We start from the raw sequence: 18,254 nt of genomic DNA, 5'->3' as shown, positions 1-18,254 counted from the left end.
ATCGCGCCGATCGCGATGGAAGACGGCCTGCGCTTCGCCATCCGCGAAGGCGGCCGGACCGTCGGCTCGGGCGTCGTCTCGAAGATCCTCGAGTGATCGGACCGGGACGCCGACAGGCGTCCCGACCCTTCCCGAAATTCCGCGCGGGCCGCTCGATCGAGCGGCCCGTTTGCGTTCGGGCCGGCGCACGCGTCAAACTTTTTTCGTCTCTGCTGCAGCTGCAGTGCCGCGGCGCAGCGGGCCCGATTGTCGTTCGCCGCCAGCGCACTGGCGGTCCGGCACCCCGCGGCATACCGGTTCGGCATACCGTCGCATCCATTTAACCGTCAGAAATCGTTTGATTTTCCGGGCCTCCCGCGCAACCTCGTCCGGACAGGTGAGGGAGGGATGCCGTGTCCGATGCGCGCGTGATCGACTGGATCGGTCGGGAGGAGACGCAGCAGGGGCGCGTGGATCCCGCCCTCGCCGCAATGCTGGCCGCGACCCTGCCGGGCCGCATGCTGCCGCCGGCGCCCGGGGCCGTCGTGCCGCCGCTCTGGCACTGGATCGGCTTTCCGCCCACCACCCCGACCGAGGATCTCGGCCCCGAGGGCCACCCCAAGCTCGGGGGCTTCATGCCGCCCGTGCGGCTGCCGCGGCGCATGTGGGCCTCGGGCGATCTGACCTTTCACCGCCCGCTCCACGTGGGCGAGCGCCTGACCCGCCACGCGCGCATCGCAGATGTCGCCGAAAAGGCCGGCGCGGCCGGCCCGATGGTGTTCGTCACCGTCGCCTACGACATCGCCGGCGAGGACGGCCTCGCGATCGAGGAGCGCCAGAACATCGTCTACCTCGAGATGCCCGAGAGCTTTCGCCCGCCGAAGCCGGTGCCCGTTCCGCCCGCGCCGCTGGCCGAGCGCATCGTGGACGTCGATGCGCCGCTTCTGTTCCGGTTCTCGGCCGTGACCTTCAACGCGCACCGCATCCATTACGACCACGCCTATGCGCGCGAGGTCGAGAAATACCCCGATCTCGTCGTGCACGGCCCGTTGCAGGCGATGCTGCTGGCCGGGCTCGCGGCCGACCATCGCGGCACGCCGCCGGCGCGCTTCGCCTATCGCGGCGTGCACCCGATGTTCAACGGCGCCCCGCTGCGGGTGCTGGTGGCGGAGGACGCCGGGGCCGCGATGACGCTCTGCACCGCGAAGGGCGAAGAGACGCAGGGCATGCAGGCCAATGCGACATGGGAGGACCGGACATGAACGCGATCCTGAACGGCATGCGGGTGGTCGAGGGCTCGGCCTTCGTCGCGGTGCCGCTGGCGGGGCTGACGCTGGCGCAGATGGGCGCGGAGGTCATCCGCTTCGACCGGCTCGGGGGCGGTCTCGACGCCGGGCGCTGGCCGCTCGCGCCGTCCGGGCGGAGCCTGTTCTGGGCCGGGCTCAACAAGGGCAAGAAATCTGTCGCCGTCGACATGAAGTCCGAGGCCGGGCGCGAGCTCGTGACCCGGATCATCACCGCCCCCGGCGAGGATGCGGGGCTGTTCATCACCAACCTGCGGGTGCGCGGCTGGATGGATCATCCCACCCTGTCCGAGCGGCGCCCCGACCTGTGCATGGTCACGCTGATGGGCGACCGGCACGGCAACCCGCAGGTCGACTACACGGTCAATCCCGCGCTCGGCGTGCCGCACATGACCGGCCCCGCGGACCACGACGGCCCGGTGGCGCACGCGCTCCCCGCCTGGGACGTGGCGGCCGGCGGCATGGTCGTTTCGGCCCTGCTCGCCGCCGAGCGCAACCGCCTGCGCAGCGGGCAGGGGCAGGACGTGGAGCTGTCGCTGAAGGATGTCGCGGCGGCGACCCTCGGCCATCTCGGCATGATCGGAGAGGCCGCGCTGTCGGGCACCCCGCGCGCCAAGGCGGGCAACGACCTCTTCGGCGCCTACGGGCAGGATTTCGTCTGCGCCGATGGCGCGCGCGTCATGGTGATCGGCCTCACCGCGCGGCAATGGAAGATGCTGGTGAAGGCCACCGGCACCGCCGACGCGATGGCCGCGCTCGGGTCCGCCACCGGCGCCGACCTGTCGGACGAGGGCAACCGCTGGCGCCTGCGCGACCGCATCCGGGCGATCCTCGCGCCGTGGTTCGCCGCCCGTCCGCTGCACGACGTGGCCGAGGCGCTGGATGCCGCCGGCGCCACATGGGCGCCGTTCCGCGACCTGCCCGAAGCGCTCGCCACCGATCCCGACCTGTCCGAGGACAACCCGATGTTCCGGCTCATGGACCAGCCCGGGCTCGGCCGGTTCCCGGTGCCGGGCTCTCCGGTCACGTGGTCGGGCTTCGCGCGGCAGGATCCCGCCCCGGCGCCCGACCTCGGGGCGCATACCGTCGAGGTGCTGAGCACGGTCGCCGGGCTCGACGATACCGAGATCGCGCACCTGTTCGATGCCGGTGTGGTGGGCGAGCCGGGCCGCCGCGCGGCGCGCCCCGCGGCCTGAGCCGCGGTCAGTCGCCGCTCTGGTAGCGATCCACGAACGACCGCAGGCGGAACCGCTTCTCGATGTCCGTGTCGGTCGACCGCAGGATGTTCATCAGAACCGCCAGCTCGGTGTCGGTGAGCTTGGTCACGTCGACCTCGGGCGCATAGCGGCTGAGCCGGATCTCGGCCGCCTCGCGCCGGGTCGTCGCCTCCGCCGCGGTGGCCGTGACCGCCAGTGCGACCAGCGTCGCGGACAGGATAACGCGAGAGGTCACACCGGCCATCAGTCGAGATCGAAGCGGAAATAGAAGCCGCGCCGGTCGCTCTGGTAGAGGCGGGCGAGGGATTCGACCTTCGCCTCCCGCGTGCTGCGCGACCCGCCGGAATGGATCACGTTGAGCAGCGACAGGATCTCTGCCCGGCTGAGCTGCGAGACGTCGACATTGGGTGCGAAGCGTTCGAGGCGGATCTGCGCGGCCTCGTCGGACATCTGCGCGGCGGCGGGGGCCGCGCCGACGGCGACCAGCGTCAGGATCGCGGCGGCGTGGCAGATCGGGCGGACGGATCTCATGGCGGGCTCCTCTTGGGCGGGGGCGGGCACGTGCCCGCCCCTGTCCTGTCCAAGGATGCGCCGATCCGCGCCGGGCTCAAGTCACGTCATCGCGCGCGGGGCCCGAACGTGACGAACCGGCGTCACACGACGCCGGTTCGTGCGGCTCACCGCGGCATGGCGGCGGACGTGTTCGGTTCGGGCTGCAGCTGCAACCCGTCCCGGATCAGGATGATCGTGCTCTCGGGAAGCTCGAGCATCGGGGCAAATCGCGTGTCCGGCCGTTCGGTCACGGGCGGATCGGTCGGAAGGGCGGAGGCCGTGGACGCGGCCACGAGGGCGGCGATCACGGTCGGGCCGAAAAGACGTGTCATGGCGATCCTCCGAAGATGACGCCCGGGCCGGAAGCCCGGGCGCGTCAGGATTACTGGTAGGCGCGGACCAGCGACTGGACCTTGCCTTCACGCTCGCCGAGCCCGTCGCTCGAGTTGATCGCGTTGAGGATGGTCACGATCTGCGTGTCGGTGAGGGTCGATGCGTCGACCTCCGGCGCGTAGCGCTCGATCTTGACCTGTGCGGCCTCGGTCGAGAGGGCGGCGGCGGCCGGAACTGCGGTCAGGGCGGCGGCGGCGGTGGCGATGGCTGCGAGTGCGGTTTTCATGTCGTGTCTCCGAAATCGTGTGTGTCTGTGAGGGGCCGGCTCCGGGCGGGGGAAGGCCCGGAGCCGCTGGGGAACTGGCCTGGCCTTACTGGTAGGCGCGGACCAGCGACTGGACCTTGCCTTCACGCTCGCCGAGCCCGTCGCTCGAGTTGATCGCGTTGAGGATGGTCACGATCTGCGTGTCGGTGAGGGTCGATGCGTCGACCTCCGGCGCGTAGCGCTCGATCTTGACCTGTGCGGCCTCGGTCGAGAGGGCGGCGGCGGCCGGAACTGCGGTCAGGGCGGCGGCGGCGGTGGCGATGGCTGCGAGTGCGGTTTTCATGTCGTGTCTCCGAAATCGTGTGTGTCTGTGAGGGGCCGGCTCCGGGCAGGGGAAGACCCGGAGCCGCCGGGGAACTGGCCGGGCCTTACTGGTAGGCGCGGACCAGCGACTGGACCTTGCCTTCACGCTCGCCGAGCCCGTCGCTCGAGTTGATCGCGTTGAGGATGGTCACGATCTGCGTGTCGGTGAGGGTCGATGCGTCGACCTCCGGCGCGTAGCGCTCGATCTTGACCTGTGCGGCCTCGGTCGAGAGGGCGGCGGCGGCCGGAACTGCGGTCAGGGCGGCGGCGGCGGTGGCGATGGCTGCGAGTGCGGTTTTCATGTCGTGTCTCCTTTGGTGCGTGTGCGGTTCGTCGTGTCTCTCTGGCCTCGGGCGGTGCGGTCTGTGCCGCGGCCCCGTCGTCGGCCGATGACGGTGAATTGGGGACGGCATCGATCCGCGGCAATCCGGCCAAGATGTTGCAATCGCTCACCGAATCTTGGGCTTGATTGTGAGGAACAAATCGCCACCCCGGCACCGATCCGGAAAATTTTCGGCAAATTCAGCCGCTTGCTCGCGCCGCACCGCAGCGGGGTCGATCTCGGGAGCGTGCGCCCGACCCCGTCCGGACCGCCTGCGCAAACCCGAACACAGCTTCTGTTACTTTGTGCACAAAGATGTTCAGAAACAGGTATCACGGCGCGGTGACGCTCAGTGTATGCGATCGTGAACATCGTGTCGGAACCTGGCGCGCTTTCGCGTCGCCGCGCAGGGCCCGACGGGCGTCAATCCGCCCTTGAATTCACCCCGGTGCGGGAGTAGGTGAAGCGTCGCCGTAGGGGTATAGCTCAGTTGGTAGAGCGACGGTCTCCAAAACCGTAGGTCGCGGGTTCGAGCCCTGCTGCCCCTGCCAGTCACCTTCTTCGATCCAACGGCCCATCCGGCACCCCGCCTGCAGCGGGCTTTCGCTTGCACCGCGCGGCGCTTCGCCGTATGCCCCGCCGGACAGATCGCAACGATGCAAGGGGTGCCCGATGGCACGAACCAACCCGCTCCAGTTCGTTCAGCAGGTGCGTGCCGAGGTCGCCAAGGTCGTGTGGCCGACGCGCCGCGAGGTTCTGCTGACGACCGTCATGGTGTTCATCATGGCGACGCTGACGGCGATCTTCTTCGCGCTCGTCGATCTGGCGATCCGCGGCGGGCTGCAGGCCATTCTCGGCATCTTCGGCTGACGCACGCTGACCGGCGCGCGGGCCTTGAACTCGCCCCGGGCATCGCGTACGCCACAGCCCACTCTCCCGATCGGGCGTGCGATGAGTCGCGTTGCGCGCCGATTGCCGTTGTCGGGACGCGGAAAACGGATATCCGCGACACAAGCGAGACCGCGCAAGACGCGCACAGGAACGGAAAGGTCGAGGCCAGATGGCGAAGCGGTGGTATTCGGTGAGCGTTCTCTCGAATTTCGAGAAGAAGGTGGCCGAACAGATCCGGACGGCGGTGGCCGAACAGGGCCTCGAGGACCAGATCGAGGAGGTCCTCGTTCCGACCGAGGAAGTGATCGAGATCCGGCGCGGCAAGAAGGTCTCGACCGAGCGGCGCTTCATGCCCGGTTACGTCCTCGTCCGGATGGAGATGTCGGATGCGGGCTATCACCTGATCAACTCGATCAACCGCGTCACCGGATTCCTCGGGCCGCAGGGCCGCCCGATGCCGATGCGCGACGCCGAGGTGCAGCAGATCCTCGGCCGCGTGCAGGAAGGCGAAGAGGCCCCGCGCACGCTCATCCACTTCGAGATCGGCGAGAAGGTGAAGGTGAACGACGGCCCGTTCGAGGATTTCGACGGCATGGTCGAGGGCGTCGACGAGGACAATCAGCGCCTGCGCGTGTCCGTGTCGATCTTCGGCCGAGAGACCCCGGTCGAGCTCGAATTCACCCAGGTCACCAAGCAGAGCTGACCCCCGGCGCGGCGGCTCAGGCCGCCAGCGCCGTCTTCAGCCGCGCCAGGTGGTCGGCCACCAGCGCGGTGGCCGCCGCCTCTGTCTCCGCTTCCGCATAGACCCGGCACTCCGGCGCGTTGCCGGACGGGCGCAGGTGCACAACCACGCCGGTGCTGAACGACACGCGCAGACCGTCGGTCAGGTCGACGTGCGATTCCGGCCCGACATCCGCAAAGAACGCCGCGCGCGCCGCGTCATCCTCCGACAACCGGTCGATCAGCGCGCGCGATGCCTCCGCCGGCACGTCCTGCAGTCGGTCGGCCGCGGTGAACCGCGGGGGCAGTGTCGCCCCGAGCTCCGCCAGCGACAGCCCGGCCGCGGCCGCCGCCGCAAGCGGCGCGACGATCGGCAACAGGCAATCGCGGGTCATCAGCGGCGCGAGCGGGCCGGCCGGCCCCGCCGCCCGGAAGCCGAGGAGGAAGCCGCCATTGGCCTCGTAGCCGACGACCCGTGCGGTCGGTTCGGCGGCCAGCGTGTCCTCCATCGCGGCGATCACGAACGGCGAGCCGATCCGCGTCCGGCGGATCGCCGCGAAGTCCGGCATCTCCGTGATCATCGAGTTCGAGGACACCGGCGTGCAGAGGATGCGCGCCCCGAGCGCGCGTGCCGTCAGCACCCCGAGCACGTCGCCCGGCACGACCCGGCCCTCGGCATCCGCCACCATCGGCCGGTCCGCGTCGCCGTCCGTCGAGACCACGGCGTCGAGCCCGTGCTCGGCGCACCAGCCCGCCAGCATGCCGCGCGTGTCGGGATCGAGCGCCTCGGTGTCCACCGGCACGAAGCTGCCCGACCGCGCCAGCGCGACCGCTTCGGCCCCGAGCGCGGTCAGGATCTCGGGCAGCACGTCGCGCGCGACCGAGCTGTGCTGGTAGACGCCGACGCGCAGACCGGACAGGGCTGTGGGCCCGTAGGCGTCGGCGTAGCGCGCCCGGTAGCGCGCCAGCGCCGCGTCGTCCTGCACGACCGGCGCGGGCGAACCTTCGGCCGCGTCCGACCCCAGCGCGGCGGCGATCGCCGCCTCGTCGGATTTCGCGATCTCGCCGGTCGGCACGTAGAACTTCAGGCCGTTGCGGTCGGCGGGGATATGGCTTCCGGTCACCATGATCGCGCCCTGTCCGGCCTCCAGCGACGCGAGCGCCAGCGCCGGGGTCGGAAGCACGCCGCAATCGGTCACCGGAACGCCCGCGCCGCGGGCGGCCGCGATCACCGCCGCCGCGATGTCCGGCGAACTGTCGCGCAGGTCGCGCCCGACATGCAGCCCGCCGCCGGTGGGGCAGGCGGCGAGAAAGGCGCGCACGTAATCCGCGACCAGCGCTGGCGTCAGCTCCGTGACCAGTCCGCGCAGGCCGCTCGTGCCGAATTTCGGTGCCATCGAAACCTCTCTTTCGGGGGCATGTGCGACGTCAGCCCTTGGCGCCCTGGCCCCGGGCATAGACGTCCTCGTAGCGCACGATGTCGTCCTCGCCCACGTAAGACCCCGTCTGCACCTCGATCAGCACCATCGGCACCTTGCCGGGGTTCTCCATGCGGTGCACCGCACCCAGCGGGATATAGACGCTTTCGTTCTCGGTCACGAGCGTGACCTCGTCGTCCACCGTCACGCGCGCGGTGCCCTCGACCACGATCCAGTGTTCGGACCGGTGGAAGTGCGATTGCAGCGACAGCGACGCGCCGGGATGCACCAGGATCCGCTTCACCTGGAAGCGCGAGCCGACCACGAGGCTCTCGAACCAGCCCCATGGCCGGTGGTCGAGAGGGAAGGTCTCGGCCTGCGCCGCCTCCTTCTCGCGCAACGCGCTCACCGCCTTCTTGACGTCCTGCGCGCGGCTTTTGGGCGCGACCAGCACGGCGTCCTTCATCGCCACCGCGATCATGTCGTCGAGACCGATCCCCACCAGTTCGAGCCGTTCGGAATCCGAGCGCAGGAGCGTGTTCCGGCAGTCGATCGCGGTGGCGCCCTCGCCGGCGGCGTTGCCGTCGTCGTCCATCTCGGACGCGCGCCAGACCGCGTCCCATCCGCCAAGGTCGGACCAGTCGCCGTCATACGGCACGACGTGCAGATCCTCCGCCTTCTCCATCACCGCGTAGTCGATCGAGATGTCCGGCGCGGCGTCCCACGCCTCGGGGTCGAGCCGCAGGAACCCCAGGTCGACCTCGGCCTGGCGCAGCGCCGCGCCGACCGGCGGCACCACCTCCGCGGCGAGGCGTTCGAACGCGGCGACGATGTCGCGCGCGCGGAACAGGAAGATCCCGGCATTCCACAGGTAGCTGCCGTCGGACAGCATCCGCGCCGCGGTCTCGGCGTCCGGCTTTTCGACGAAGGAGTGCAGCGGCACGGGACCGCCATTCGCGGCCTCGGCCAGCTGCAGGTAGCCATAACCGGTCTCCGGCCGGTCCGGCGTGATCCCGAACAGCGTGAGATGCCCCGCATCGACTGACGGCAGCCCGCGCGCGATCGCGGCGTGAAAGCCCGCCGCGTCGCGGATCAGGTGATCGGACGGCGCGACCAGCATGATCGCGTCCGGATCGCGCGCCTCGAGGTGCAGCGCGGCGGCGAGGACGGCGGGCGCGGTGTTGCGCCCCGCCGGCTCGATCAGGATCGCGCCCGGGTCGATCCCGACGCGGGAGAGCTGTTCGGTCACCACGAAACGAAAGTCCGAATTGGTGACGATCACGGGCTTCTCGAAGGCGATCCCGTCCGTCGCGCCCGACAGGCGCAGCGCCGTGCCCTGGAACAGCGTCTCGTCGCCCATCATCGGCGTGAACTGCTTGGGGTAGCTCTTGCGCGACAGCGGCCAGAGCCGGGTGCCCGAACCGCCACAGAGGATGACTGGATGAATCTTGTGCATGAGAAGGGCCCGTTCGATCCGTTCCGCGGGCCCGCCCGGACGGCACACCCAGTGTTCGTGCGCACCTTATCAAAGCCCGCCCCACGCGCCAGCCTCGCAGCGCGGCGGGACGTCAAAAAACGACGGCCTAGTATTCAGGAATTGTTAACTTTTTCCGACACGCAGCCCGCAGCGGTCGAACCGGGCCGGCGGCGGGGCTGTGCGTTTGGCGTGTAGGGCGCCGTCGGGATCGGTCGAAGCGGTGCCTCGGCCCCGGCGTCAGTCGGGGCAGCGCGCCGCCGGAAGGAGCGCGAAGGTCAGCAGCAGCGCCGCGCCCAATCCGCCGTAGACGGGCAGGGACCACAGCAGCGGCAGGCCGAACAACGTCACCAGCAGGATCGTCGCCACCAGCGCCAGCGGCATCGCCAGCAGCGCGGCCCCGATCCCGCGGCCGGCCGTCCCGGCATCCGGACGATCCGACAGCGTGCGGGGGCCGGGATCGGCGGGGCGATAGAGGTCGAGGCTCGTCACGGACTGCCCTCCGGCTGCGGGTCGCTGGGCCCTGTATGCTGGCCCAATGCGGCCGAAACGGGGCATCCCGAGGGCGCCGAGGGCGTGCTTTGGGGCAAATTCGATGCGATTTGGTCACATCACGGCGCCGCCCGCGGCGCTCAGCGCCCCGAGCCGCCCGCCGGCGGGGCCGCGAGGCCGGCGGCCGAGGGCGGGGCAGGGCGCAGGATCCGCGCCACGATCCGGCGGTGCGAGTGCAACATCGGCCGCTCGATCCAGCGATAGCACAGCAGGCCGATGACCCAGCACGCGCCGACCGCCAGCGTCGTCACCACCGCGAACTGGCTCCAGCCGCCCAGCGGCAGCGCGCCGAGGATCTTCAGCAGGACGATGAGCGCGATCGTGTGCGACAGGTAGAGCGAATAGCTCGCATCGCCGAGTGGCCCGAGAAGCGGGACCCGCCGCTCCGGCCATCGCGCCTGGCATCCGAGCGTGCCGAGCGTGACAAGCGCCGCGCCGACCGCGAGCGTCGGCTGCGCCGCTGCCCCCGGCGCCACGCCGACCGCGCCGGCCGCCAGCACGACCGCGCCCAGCGGCAGCGCCGGCCACGCGCGTGACAGGTCCCAGCGCCGCCACGCCTCGGCCAGCGCGATGCCGACGACGAACAATAGCAGCAGCGGGCTCGTCCACGTCACCCAGCGCGGATCGCTGCCCGGCAGCGCGAGCCCGGCGATCACCAGCGCGGCGATCAGCGCCGGAACGACCCGGCGCGGCCGGCCGACGACCAGCCCGGCCAGGAACAGCGCGAAAAAGAACATCTCGTAGTTCAGCGTCCAGCCGGGCACGAGGATCGGCCAGATCCGGTCCGCCGTCTCGTGCATGTGCGGCACGAAGAACAGCGAGGCCAGCAGCTCCGGCGCACGCTCGGCCAGCACCGCCAGCGACGGATCGTGGCGCACCTGGATCGCGAAGAACACGAGCGTGAGCACCCAGTAGAGCGGCACCACCCGCACCACCCGGCGCAGCGCGAACGCCGCCGGCCGGTCCGCCGACGAGACGTGCGCGATGATGAAACCGCTCAGCACGAAGAAGATCAGCACGCCCGCGCGCCCGAAATCCGACCCGGCGAGCGGCGAAAAGAACCCCTCGCGCGCCTTCACCACGTGATGGACCACCACCATCAGCGCCGCGAGGCCGCGCAGGTATTGCAGATGCACGAGCGTCGGCGCGGATCGCTCTTGCGCGTGATGCGGATGGGCTGGCACGGACCGGAACGCTCCTCGACCTGTCGCGGGCATTGCGGAGCATCTTCGATAATTTTTCGTAAACGCCGCAGGTGAAAGTGTGTCAGGCGGCGAGTATTCGCCTTAGGGGTGAGTTTCCGGTCAGGAATTGCGCAGGATGCGGCGGCCGATCGCGCCGACGGCCTTGGCCTCCACCCCCGCCGGCCGCCCGAGCGCGAGCCATGTCAGCACGACGCCGGCGTAGAACGTCGCAAGAAACGCGAGCGTCGCTCCGCCGAGGCCCAGCATCGGCGGCACGCCGGTCAGGGGCGCGATCGCGCGCTCGAGGTGCCATGCAACGAACAGCGCCACGATCGCCGGGCCGGCGGCCCGCACCGTGCCCTGCATCTGCGCCGCCCAGGACATGCCGCAGATCCGGCGCACCACCTCCATCGCGGCACCGGCGGTCACCACGCCGGCGACGCCGATCCCGCCGATGAGCCCCGGCACTCCGGCCAGCGCGAATCCCGCCGGCAGCGCCACGATGCGCGAGGCCAGCGCCGTCGCCTCCACCGCGAAGACGAGGTCGGTGCGCCCCGCCGCCATCGCCAGCGGCCGGAACGGCAGGCGCATAAGCGCCGGCAGGAAGGCGAGCGCGAGCCCCTGCAGGTAGGGCGCCGCCGGCGCCCAGCCGGCCCCGAGCGCGACCGCCACGATCTGCTCCGCGAAGACGAAGGCGATGAGGTAGAGCGGCAGCGCGCTCAGCACGATGGCGCTGTCGGCCATGCGATAGCCGCGCCGCAGCCGGTCGGCCTGTCCTTCGACCATCACGAATCCCGAGATCAGCGGCTGCGTCACCGCCTTGCGCAGCGACTGCTCGACCAGCGCGGCGAGGCTGTTGGCCACCCCGAAGAAGCCGAGCGTCGCCTTCGGCACCACCGCGCCGAGGAACAGCCGGTCGAACTGGCCGGCGACGCCCGCGGCGAACTGCGCCGGGATCAGCCAGCCCATGAACCGCCAGAAGAATCCGAACTCCGCCAGCGACAGGCGCGGCCGGCACGGCGCGATCACGTAGGAGAGCCCGACGCTGACCGCCTGCGTCACCACCGGTGCGAGCACGAGCGCCCAGTAGCTGCGCGTGGCCAGCGCCACGGCGACGGCCACCCCGAACGACGCGATCTTGCCGCCGATCTCCATGACGAAGCTCTCTCGGAACCGCAGCGCCTTGTAGAGATGCGCCATTCCCGGGCTCTGCATCACCCGCAGCGCCGCCCCGAGCGCGAGGACCGGCACCACCGCCAAGAGCCTGTCGTCGCCGTAGAGCGCCGCGATCGCCGGCGTCAGCGCCCCGATCAGCGCCAGCAGGAGCGCCCCGCGCAGGAGCCCGAGCGTGAACGCCGTGTCGATGAAACGCCGCTCGATCCGTTCGGCGCGGATCAGCGCCGAGGTCAGCGGGATGTCGGTCAGCACGTCGAGGATGCCGATGATCGCGGTGGCGAGCGTCACCAGCCCGAAATCGGCGGGCGTCAGCAGCCGCGCCAGAACGAGCAGCAGCAGGAAATCCGACAGCCGCACGAGGATCCGCGCGAGCCCGACCCAGCCGGAACTCGCGGCGGTGCGGCCGCTGAGGTTTCCCGCGCCCTGCTTCGGGGCGTCGCTCATGCCCCCCGGCTCCGCAGCATCGCGCGCGTGTCGGCCGCCCCGCGGGGCCCGGGCGGCAGGCCCGGCCGCACCACCGGCGCGCGCGCCGCGGCCAGCACGAGGCCCTGCACCGCACCCGCGGAGATGAAGAACAGGTCGAGCAGGTTCGCCGAGCCGTGCACCACGAGCGCGCGCATCAGGAACGCGAGGCACCCCATCTTGAACGCTGTCACCAGCCGCGCCGTCGCGGGCGAGAGCCCGCCCGTCGGTGCCGTGAACAGGCGCCAGAGAAACAGCAGGTAAAGCAGCGTCCCCGGCAGCCCGAGCGTGGCCAGCGTGCTGATAAGCCAGTTCGAGCCGCGCACCGCACCGAGCCCGGTGCCCAGCATGTTGGTGTCCAGGAAGTTCACCAGCGCCTGCGCGTTCCAGCTCATGCGCTCCACGCCCGATTTCGTCGCCATCTTCTCCAGGAGCGACCGGTCGATGAACTCGCCGATCCCCGGCACCAGCGCGTAGGCGGCATAGCCGCCGATCACCACGAGCGGCAGCGATGCGAGGATCAGCAGCACGATCCACCCCGTCGCGCGGTTGAGCCGGATCGTGCCGCCGCGCATCTGGATCAGCGCGAAGACGAGCAGAAATCCCGCCGCGCCCACATAGGCCGAGGACGACGTGCTCCGCACCACCACGAAGGCCGACAGCGCGAGCCATATGCCGGTGGACCAGCCTCCGGTGCGGGCGGTGGTGTCGCCGCGCTCCGACAGCCAGTAGCTCAGCCAGAACCCGAGGAAACCGACCGAGTAGTAGCCGAAGGCCGAGGCCTCGGGGAAGCCGCCGATCATCCGGGTCAGGCCCGCCATCCTGTGCCCGAGCGTGAGCGCGTAGTTCGCCGTCCGGATGGGCTCCAGCAGCGCGGTGAGGCCCGCGGCGTTGGTCAGGATGTCGATCACGCCGAGGCCCACATGCACCCCGGTCGCGATCTTCATCGCCGTCAACAGCGCCCGCGGGTCGGGCCGCCGCTGCACCAGGATCGCGACGCACAGGAACGCCGCCATCACGAGCGACATGCGCAAGAGCTGCGCGAGGTTGCCGGTGTCGGGCCGAAGCGGAACCCGCACGATCCCATGCGCATTCGCGTCCCGGCTGAGGCTGAAGACCTCCGTCGCACCGGCAAAGACGCGCGGAAAGTAGAGCGTCGCCAGAGCGGCATAGAGCAGCAGCGCCAGGAGCGGCAGCGCCAGCGATCCGCGGGTCAGCGTCGTGGCGATGTCGCGCCCGACGTCACGCCGCAGCAGCGTCAGCGCGACAAAGGTCATCACGACCATGTCGGTGGCGAGAATCGACAGCCCGCCGAGCGCCGGGAGGTTGAACGCCGCCATCATGCCGAACGGCGTGATCGCGAACAGGATCGCCAGCCCCCGATAGGGCCCGCGCGCCAGCAGAAGCACGAGAACGGCAAGGACGATCGCTGTGCTGGGAAGGACTTGCACGTCGGTTCCGTTCGCTCGTGGCGGGTGCCGTCCCGGGCCCGGACGACGCTGCGCGTGATCGCAGATTAAGCTTAACGTTTGATTAATCCTAGCGTGTTTGCATCGCCGCTTCTCTCGTTAAGCGCGAGCGCCTATGACTTGAGCGACCGCGCGCGACCCAGCCGGAGAGGCGGCCCATGTCCTCGACCCTCACCACCCCGAGCGTGTCCCGATCCGCCCCGCGGGACGGGCGACCAGAGGCGCCCGCCAACGCGGCGCGGCTCGTGATCAACGGCAAGTTCCTCGGTGCCGGGCTCAACGGCGTGCACCGCACCGCCGCGCATTACGCCGACGCGCTTATCGCCCGCGCGGGCGCCGCCCACGGGGCCGAGATCGTGGCGCCGCGCGCCGTGCCCCACGATCCGGCCTTTCCGCACCTGCGCGCGCGCGTCGCGCCCGGCGCCTTCGGCACCGGGCAGGGGTGGGAGATGCTGAGCCTGCCGCGCATCGCGCGCGGCGCGCTTCTGGTGAACTTCTGCAACCTCGGGCCGGTGCTGCACGGCAATTCGGTGGTGATGATCCACGATGCGCAGACGTTCCTCTTTCCCGAGGATTTCACCGGGCGGCAGGCCGCCGCGTATCGCGCGCTCCTGCCGCTGATCGGCCGCCGCGCCCGGCGCGTCCTGACCGTGTCGGACTTCGCGCGCCGCTCTCTGGCGGACCACGGCGTCGCGCCGCCGGGCCGCATCGACGTGGTGCGCAACGGCACCGACCATATCCTGCGGGTCGCGCCCGATCCCGACATCCTGCCGCGGCTGGGCCTGTCGGCGGGCGGCTACCTCCTCGTGATCGGCTCGACCAAGGGCTACAAGAATGTCGGCCGGGTCTTCGACGCGCTGCGCGACGCGCCGGTGCCGGGGCTGCGCCTCGTCGTGGCCGGCGGCCCGGCGGCGGACGCCTACCGGCGGGCCGGGATGACCCCGCCGCCCGGCGCGATCTTCACCGGCTTCGTCAGCGACGGCGCGTTGCGCGCGCTCTATGCCGGCGCGCGGCTCTTCGCCTTTCCCTCGCGAACCGAGGGCTTCGGCCTGCCGCCGGTCGAGGCGATGCACTGCGGCACGCCGGTCGTCGCCGCATCCGCCGGGGCGATGCCCGAGATCTGCGGCGACGGCGCGCTCCTCATCGATCCCGAGGACACCGGGGCCTGGCGCGACGCCCTCGTCCGCGTCGCCGAAGACGAGGCGCTCGCCGCCGACCTGCGCCGGCGCGGCGCGGCGCGGGCCGCCGGGCTCGGCTGGCGCGCCGCCGGCGACAGGCTGTGGTCGGTGCTCGCGCCGCTTCTCGACACCGGAGCCCGGCCGTGACCGGGGGCGGCATTCACCACTCCTTAACCATCGCGGCGCGACAACGGGCGCGTGGCGCCGCGATCCCGACGGCGCGGAAGGAGCCGGCACGCTGGACACGATCCGAACGCCTGCGCTGAGGCGCGCACCGTCCCGGGCCGTCGCCGTCCTCGGCGGCGGCATCGCCGGGCTCTGCGCCGCGCGGCGCCTCGCCGAGGCCGGTCGCCGGGTCACGCTGATCGAGGCATCGCAGCGGCTCGGCGGCGCGCACCGCTCCGTCGATATCGGGCCCTACAGCTTCGACACCGGCAGCATCTTCTACGAACCCGCGGCCCGCCTCTTCGCCCTCGCGCCGGGCCTTGCGGAGAGCTGCCCCGAGGTGCGCCGCGTCGGCCGCCGCATCGTGCCCTCCGGCCGGGTCGAGCCCTACATGATCGCCGGGCGCGAACTGATGGGCTGGCCCCTCGGCCTGCGCCTGCGCGTCGCGGCGGAGCTTCTGACCGGCCGTCTCCGTCACCCGCGCGACGGCACGCTCGACGGCATCTGCCGCGCGCGCCTCGGGCCGACGCTCTACGCGCGCTCCGGGCTCCGCGCCTACGTGGAGCGCTTCCACCACGTCCCGGCGACCCAGATCGACGAGGCGTTCTTCCAGCGCCGCATGGGCCTCGTGGAGCGTGCGACGCGCCCCGCGGCGCTCCTGCGCCGGGCGATCGGCGCGCTCTCCCGCGGCGATCCCGCCCCCGTGGCCCCACCCCTGCGCGTACGGCCGCGCGCGGGCATGGACGCGCTCTTCGCCCCCATCCGCGTGGCGCTGGAGGCAAGCGGTGTGGAGGTCGCGCTGAACGAACCGGTCACGCGCATCGCGGCCGACGGCGAAGGCTTTTCGGTCGGCACCGCCGCCGGCACGCGGCGCGTCGGCGCGGTGGCCGCCACGATCCCGCTCGACACCACCCACCGCGCGGTTTTCGGCACGCCCTCGGGCCTCGCCTCGATCGACCTGATGACGCTCTTCGTCTCGGCGCGGTGGCTGTCGCCCGACATCGGCAACGTGCTCTTCAACTTCCACGAGGATGGCCGGTGGAAGCGGGCGACGATCCACTCGCGCCTCTATCCCGACACCGGCGCGCCCCGCGCGCATTTCAGCGTGGAGGTGACGCTTCCGCCCGGCGCCCGCGCCGATCCGGAGGACGCGTTCGCGGATCTGGCCACCCATCTCGGCACCCTCGCGCTGGCCGACGGTCTCCGGCTCGAGGGGCACGCGCTGACCCCGTCGGCCTACCCGCTCTACGCGCCCGGTCACGCAGCGCGGGTCGCCGAGGTGCTCGACCGCCTGCAGGCCGCGGGCATCGTCACCGCGGGGCGGCAGGGCCGGTTCGAATACCTGCCCACCGCCTCCGGCGTGATCGCCCGCGTGGGCGAGGAACTCGCCGCAGCCGGCCTGCCCGGGGCCGAGGGCGCGCCACCCGCGCCACCGTCTGCGCGGCCGCTGGCCGCGGGCGCGGTGCGGCCCCGGCCGGTGGAGGGGTAGGGCGATGCGCCGCTGGGTGCTCCCGGGTCTCCTGCCGCTCGCGGTCCTCGCGCTCCTGCCGCCCTCCGCCCCGCAGGCAGAGCCCGTCGGCCCCGCGCTCGCCGCGGCCTCGAACCTCTCGCAGGGGCGCCGGCCCGGCACGCTCGACGGCGCGCGCGCCCTCGGCGTGCGCGACCTGCGCGACGGCATGGTCTGGGCCCGGGCCGAACGCGCGCCCGGCACCTACGTGTTCGACGGCCCGCGCCAGCGCTTTCCCGACGCGCTGGGCGACAGTCGCCTGTCGATCGTCCTGAACTGGGGCAATCCGCTCTACGATGGCGGCGACACCCCGCACTCCGACGCGGCGGTCGCGGCCTTCGGCGCCTTCGCCGGCGCCCTGGTGCGACGCTTTCCGAATGTCGACTCGCTCGAGATCGGCAACGAGTTCAACGGCACCAACTTCGTGCGCGGTCCGCTGAAGGACATGACGCCCGAGGCGCGGGCTCGCGCCTATGTCCCGCTCCTGCGCGCGGCGTCCGGGGCCGCGCGCGCCGCGCGGCCCGGGATCCGCATCTCCGGCGGTGCGCTCCACTCGCTGCCCGGCGCCTATCTCGACGCGCTGCTCGCCGCCGGGGCCGCCGACCACATGGACACGCTCGCGCTCCATCCCTATTCGACCGCGCCCGAGCAGCTCGCGCGCCAGATCGCGGTGCTGCGCCGCCGGCCCGCCATCGCGGAGATGCCGATCGAGATCACCGAGTTCGGGACCACCGATCGCGCCGGGTCGGCATCCTATGCGGTCAGGATGTATTGCCAGATGGCGCTGGCCGGCGTGTCGCGCGCGGTGTGGTATCCGCTGAACGACCGCGGCGACGGCTACGTGCCGCTCTTCACGCCGGACGGCCGGATCACCCCGGCCGGGCGGGCGTGGCGCCTGATCGCCGCACGGATGGAGCGGCGCGCGGTCGTCGACGCCGCGCCCGATCCCTTCGGCTACGGCTGCCGGTTCGCCGGCGGCACGCATGTGCTGTGGGGCGCGCGGCGCGGCGTGACGCTGCCCCCCGGCGCGCGCGCCGTCGATGCCGAAGGGCGCGACCTGCCGCCGCCGCTGCTGCTGTCCCCCGACCGCCCGGTCATCGTCATCGGGCCGGACGACGCCGCGCCGCCGGCCCTCGGCCCCGACGGCGTGATCGCCGACAGCTTCGATCAGTTCACCTACCCGGAGGCCACCGGCGCCCGGCCCGGCGACCCGTTCGACCGGCTCGCCCGGCACGGCGACCGCGACCATCCCCTGCGCCTCATGCCCGGGCAGCAGGCTCCGGCCGCGCCATGGACGCCGCATCTGGGCGCGCCCGCGCTGGGCCGGATCCGGCTCGCCGCCGACACGCTGCGCCCCGGTGTCTGGGCCGGCCGTCCGGTGCATATCGTGCATCGCTACGTCGCGCCGACGGCGCAGGTCATCGACCTCGACGCGTCCTTCGCGCCCGGCGCCGGCACCACCGACGGCATCTCGGTGTCGGTCACACTCAACGGTGCCGCGCTTGCGGCGCAGTCCGGCACGCATCCAATCAAGGTGGCGCGCCGCGGGCTTTCGCTCGCCCCCGGCGACGTGCTCGAGCTCAGCGTCGGCCCGAACGCGGACGCCACCGGCGACGTGACGCGCTTTCGCATCACATTGCGGGCGCCCTAACGCGCGGTCGCGCTTGCAATTCCACCTGCGCGCGGCAAACTCCGCGGTGCAGCACAACTTGAGGCGGAGAGC

At 71.7% G+C, this 18,254-nt stretch carries 20 protein-coding genes, 1 tRNA gene and 1 pseudogene; 10 read left to right on the top strand and 12 right to left on the bottom strand.

Annotation, left to right across the window (positions count from 1 at the left end; translation table 11 throughout):
- The 3 genes from ROJ8625_RS21480 to ROJ8625_RS13575 all read left to right on the top strand — a co-directional run.
- The coding region (locus tag ROJ8625_RS21480; RefSeq protein WP_139196161.1) for an EF-Tu C-terminal domain-related protein at positions 1–96 on the top strand (96 nt) is incomplete at its 5' end.
- 296 nt (positions 97–392) lie between these two features.
- Complete coding sequence (locus ROJ8625_RS13580) at positions 393–1,241, top strand: HTD2 family dehydratase (protein WP_234984262.1); 849 nt, start codon at positions 393–395, stop codon at positions 1,239–1,241.
- Complete coding sequence (locus tag ROJ8625_RS13575) at positions 1,238–2,479, top strand: CoA transferase (RefSeq protein WP_085792412.1); 1,242 nt, start codon at positions 1,238–1,240, stop codon at positions 2,477–2,479. The genes ROJ8625_RS13580 and ROJ8625_RS13575 overlap by 4 nt, the downstream gene beginning before the upstream one ends.
- Positions 2,480–2,486: 7 nt before the next feature.
- Here the strand turns inward: ROJ8625_RS13575 and ROJ8625_RS13570 are convergent, their stop codons facing one another.
- The 6 genes from ROJ8625_RS13570 to ROJ8625_RS13545 all read right to left on the bottom strand — a co-directional run bounded on the left by ROJ8625_RS13570 (position 2,487) and on the right by ROJ8625_RS13545 (position 4,315).
- Positions 2,487–2,735: a hypothetical protein gene (locus tag ROJ8625_RS13570; RefSeq protein ID WP_143535119.1), complete on the bottom strand. Its 249-nt coding sequence runs from the start codon at positions 2,733–2,735 to the stop codon at positions 2,487–2,489.
- Positions 2,736–2,743: 8 nt separating this feature from the next.
- Entirely contained in the window at positions 2,744–3,031 is a 288-nt protein-coding gene (locus ROJ8625_RS13565) for a hypothetical protein (protein WP_085792410.1), read from the bottom strand.
- A 146-nt stretch (positions 3,032–3,177) separates the two neighbouring features.
- Positions 3,178–3,384: a hypothetical protein gene (locus ROJ8625_RS13560; RefSeq protein WP_085792409.1), complete on the bottom strand. Its 207-nt coding sequence runs from the start codon at positions 3,382–3,384 to the stop codon at positions 3,178–3,180.
- Between the two features lie 50 nt (positions 3,385–3,434).
- Positions 3,435–3,671 carry a hypothetical protein gene (locus tag ROJ8625_RS13555; RefSeq protein WP_085792408.1) on the bottom strand — a complete coding sequence of 79 codons (237 nt, stop codon included), beginning with the start codon at positions 3,669–3,671 and terminating at the stop codon, positions 3,435–3,437.
- Positions 3,672–3,756: 85 nt separating this feature from the next.
- The gene (locus tag ROJ8625_RS13550; protein WP_085792408.1) at positions 3,757–3,993 is read right to left on the bottom strand and encodes a hypothetical protein; all 237 of its coding nucleotides are present in this window, start codon (positions 3,991–3,993) and stop codon (positions 3,757–3,759) included.
- Between the two features lie 85 nt (positions 3,994–4,078).
- Positions 4,079–4,315, bottom strand: coding sequence for a hypothetical protein (locus ROJ8625_RS13545; RefSeq protein WP_085792408.1), 237 nt, complete (start codon positions 4,313–4,315; stop codon positions 4,079–4,081).
- A 495-nt stretch (positions 4,316–4,810) separates the two neighbouring features.
- On the opposite strand from ROJ8625_RS13545, the gene ROJ8625_RS13540 reads away from it, so the two are divergent.
- From ROJ8625_RS13540 to nusG, 3 genes are all read left to right on the top strand, one after another.
- Positions 4,811–4,886, top strand: a tRNA-Trp gene (locus tag ROJ8625_RS13540).
- Between the two features lie 121 nt (positions 4,887–5,007).
- The gene (secE, locus tag ROJ8625_RS13535) at positions 5,008–5,205 is read left to right on the top strand and encodes a preprotein translocase subunit SecE (RefSeq protein ID WP_085792407.1); all 198 of its coding nucleotides are present in this window, start codon (positions 5,008–5,010) and stop codon (positions 5,203–5,205) included.
- Between the two features lie 190 nt (positions 5,206–5,395).
- Positions 5,396–5,929 (top strand): transcription termination/antitermination protein NusG, encoded by a 534-nt coding sequence (nusG, locus tag ROJ8625_RS13530; protein ID WP_085792406.1) that lies wholly within the window; start codon positions 5,396–5,398, stop codon positions 5,927–5,929.
- Positions 5,930–5,945: 16 nt separating this feature from the next.
- Here the strand turns inward: nusG and ROJ8625_RS13525 are convergent, their stop codons facing one another.
- The 6 genes from ROJ8625_RS13525 to ROJ8625_RS21050 form a co-directional block, all read right to left on the bottom strand.
- Positions 5,946–7,343, bottom strand: coding sequence for a phosphohexomutase domain-containing protein (locus ROJ8625_RS13525; RefSeq protein WP_085792405.1), 1,398 nt, complete (start codon positions 7,341–7,343; stop codon positions 5,946–5,948).
- A 31-nt stretch (positions 7,344–7,374) separates the two neighbouring features.
- A complete protein-coding gene (locus ROJ8625_RS13520; RefSeq protein WP_085792404.1) occupies positions 7,375–8,820 on the bottom strand; it encodes a mannose-1-phosphate guanylyltransferase/mannose-6-phosphate isomerase in 1,446 nt (481 codons plus the stop codon).
- A 258-nt stretch (positions 8,821–9,078) separates the two neighbouring features.
- On the bottom strand, positions 9,079–9,330 hold the full coding sequence (locus ROJ8625_RS13515; RefSeq protein ID WP_085792403.1) for a hypothetical protein: 252 nt from the start codon (positions 9,328–9,330) through the stop codon (positions 9,079–9,081).
- Between the two features lie 140 nt (positions 9,331–9,470).
- Positions 9,471–10,574, bottom strand: a complete 1,104-nt coding sequence (locus tag ROJ8625_RS13510) for an acyltransferase family protein (RefSeq protein ID WP_159456770.1) — start codon at positions 10,572–10,574, stop codon at positions 9,471–9,473.
- A gap of 120 nt (positions 10,575–10,694) precedes the next feature.
- On the bottom strand, positions 10,695–12,194 hold the full coding sequence (locus ROJ8625_RS13505) for an oligosaccharide flippase family protein (RefSeq protein WP_159456769.1): 1,500 nt from the start codon (positions 12,192–12,194) through the stop codon (positions 10,695–10,697).
- Positions 12,191–13,663 (bottom strand): hypothetical protein, encoded by a 1,473-nt coding sequence (locus ROJ8625_RS21050; RefSeq protein ID WP_159456768.1) that lies wholly within the window; start codon positions 13,661–13,663, stop codon positions 12,191–12,193. Before ROJ8625_RS21050 ends, ROJ8625_RS13505 begins: the two co-directional genes overlap by 4 nt.
- Positions 13,664–13,839: 176 nt before the next feature.
- Here ROJ8625_RS21050 and ROJ8625_RS13495 point away from each other — a divergent pair, with 176 nt between their 5' ends.
- The 4 genes and pseudogenes from ROJ8625_RS13495 (at position 13,840) to ROJ8625_RS13485 (ending at position 18,182) form a co-directional block, all read left to right on the top strand.
- The gene (locus tag ROJ8625_RS13495; RefSeq protein ID WP_085792399.1) at positions 13,840–15,006 is read left to right on the top strand and encodes a glycosyltransferase family 4 protein; all 1,167 of its coding nucleotides are present in this window, start codon (positions 13,840–13,842) and stop codon (positions 15,004–15,006) included.
- A 91-nt stretch (positions 15,007–15,097) separates the two neighbouring features.
- Positions 15,098–15,310 (top strand): annotated as a pseudogene (locus ROJ8625_RS21340) (FAD-dependent oxidoreductase); the annotation flags it as partial.
- A gap of 54 nt (positions 15,311–15,364) precedes the next feature.
- Positions 15,365–16,513: a hypothetical protein gene (locus tag ROJ8625_RS13490; RefSeq protein ID WP_200813318.1), complete on the top strand. Its 1,149-nt coding sequence runs from the start codon at positions 15,365–15,367 to the stop codon at positions 16,511–16,513.
- 4 nt (positions 16,514–16,517) lie between these two features.
- On the top strand, positions 16,518–18,182 hold the full coding sequence (locus ROJ8625_RS13485; protein WP_085792398.1) for a glycosyl hydrolase: 1,665 nt from the start codon (positions 16,518–16,520) through the stop codon (positions 18,180–18,182).
- The last annotated feature ends 72 nt before the right edge of the window (positions 18,183–18,254 follow it).

Source organism: Roseivivax jejudonensis (genome assembly GCF_900172265.1).
Taxonomy (GTDB): Bacteria; Pseudomonadota; Alphaproteobacteria; order Rhodobacterales; family Rhodobacteraceae; genus Roseivivax; species Roseivivax jejudonensis.
This window is presented reverse-complemented; position numbering and strand designations above follow the sequence as displayed.